At 52.1% G+C, this 1,842-nt stretch carries 1 rRNA gene; it reads left to right on the top strand.

What is annotated here, in order from left to right:
* Window positions 1–720: 720 nt before the first annotated feature.
* A 16S ribosomal RNA gene (locus tag AB0C34_RS31505) occupies window positions 721–1,842 on the top strand; the annotation flags it as partial.

Here is a 1,842-nt window from a genome sequence, read left to right as displayed (position 1 = left end):
CCCGGCGCCGAGAGGGGGGGGTGGTGCGTTGTTGGAAATGTATGTTCGTGAGTCGATTTTTTGGATTTGCCATACAAATGAATTTTGCGGGAAATCAAAAGTGGCCAACGAGTGCCGGGTGGCGGGGGCGCCCCACCAGAGAGCTCGGAGGGTATGTGAGAGCGGGTGGCCAGTCGAGCAATCGGCCGGCCACAACACAACCGCAATCAAACAACTGTACCATATCTTGAAGACTTTCATTGCGTGGTCCCTTGAACAGGCTTGCAGGCTCCGGTCTCGCTAGCGAGGGATTCATAGTGTTGGTCGGCCCCCACGAAACCGGTCGCTCAGGCTTCACGGCGTACTGGGGATGCCCTGAAGGCGACGAATGCCCCGGCAATCGCCGCTGTAGGGATGGGTTCTGTGGATTACTGGCCTCTGGCGAGTTCTACCATCGAGCAACGGAAGGCAACCACGCCCGCCGGACGCCGCAATGGCTGAAGTCGGGCGCTGAGTCCTTCTCCTGGCGTGCCCCAGGCCACACGCCGCCCGTTCGGGCTCAGTGTGGTCGACGGCTTCGCTGGGGAACACATGAGTGGGAAAGCGGATTGCCGGCTCGCACGGCGCCCACGGCTCCTGCCGCAGGTGCTTTGCCCGGCGCGTCTCCGGACGCCACCCAGTGAACTTGACATCTCTCCGGCGCTGCTCGCAGCACCGGTTGCCGTTTTTCCGCGGCGGACGATAGTTATCTGGTTGATTCTGCCAGTAGTCATATGCTTGTCTCAAAGATTAAGCCATGCATGTCTAAGTATAAGCAATTATACAGCGAAACTGCGAATGGCTCATTATATAAGTTATCGTTTATTTGATAGTACCTTACTACTTGGATAACCGTGGTAATTCTAGAGCTAATACATGCTAAAAATCCCGACTTCGGAAGGGATGTATTTATTAGATTAAAAACCAATGCCCTCTGGGCTCTTTGGTGATTCATGATAACTTCTCGAATCGCACGGCCTTGCGCCGGCGATGGTTCATTCAAATTTCTTCCCTATCAACTTTCGATGTTTGGGTATTGGCCAAACATGGTTGCAACGGGTAACGGAGGGTTAGGGCTCGACCCCGGAGAAGGAGCCTGAGAAACGGCTACTACATCCAAGGAAGGCAGCAGGCGCGCAAATTACCCAATCCCGACACGGGGAGGTAGTGACAATAAATACTGATACAGGGCTCTTTTGGGTCTTGTAATTGGAATGAGTACAATTTAAATCCCTTAACGAGGAACAATTGGAGGGCAAGTCTGGTGCCAGCAGCCGCGGTAATTCCAGCTCCAATAGCGTATATTAAAGTTGTTGTGGTTAAAAAGCTCGTAGTTGAACCTTGGGCCTGGCTGGCCGGTCCGCCTCACCGCGTGTACTGGTCCGGCCGGGCCTTTCCCTCTGTGGAACCTCATGCCCTTCACTGGGTGTGACGGGGAAACAGGACTTTTACTTTGAAAAAATTAGAGTGCTCCAGGCAGGCCTATGCTCGAATACATTAGCATGGAATAATGAAATAGGACGTGTGGTTCTATTTTGTTGGTTTCTAGGACCGCCGTAATGATTAATAGGGACAGTCGGGGGCATCAGTATTCAATTGTCAGAGGTGAAATTCTTGGATTTATTGAAGACTAACTACTGCGAAAGCATTTGCCAAGGATGTTTTCATTAATCAGGAACGAAAGTTAGGGGATCGAAGACGATCAGATACCGTCGTAGTCTTAACCATAAACTATGCCGACTAGGGATCGGACGATGTTATTTTTTGACGCGTTCGGCACCTTACGAGAAATCAAAGTGCTTGGGCTCCAGGGGGAGTATGGTC

It is taken from the genome of Nocardia sp. NPDC049220 (genome assembly GCF_040647855.1).
Taxonomy (GTDB): Bacteria; Actinomycetota; Actinomycetes; order Mycobacteriales; family Mycobacteriaceae; genus Nocardia.
Note: the sequence above shows the minus strand (reverse complement) of the source record. Positions and strands in the feature narration are given on the sequence as shown.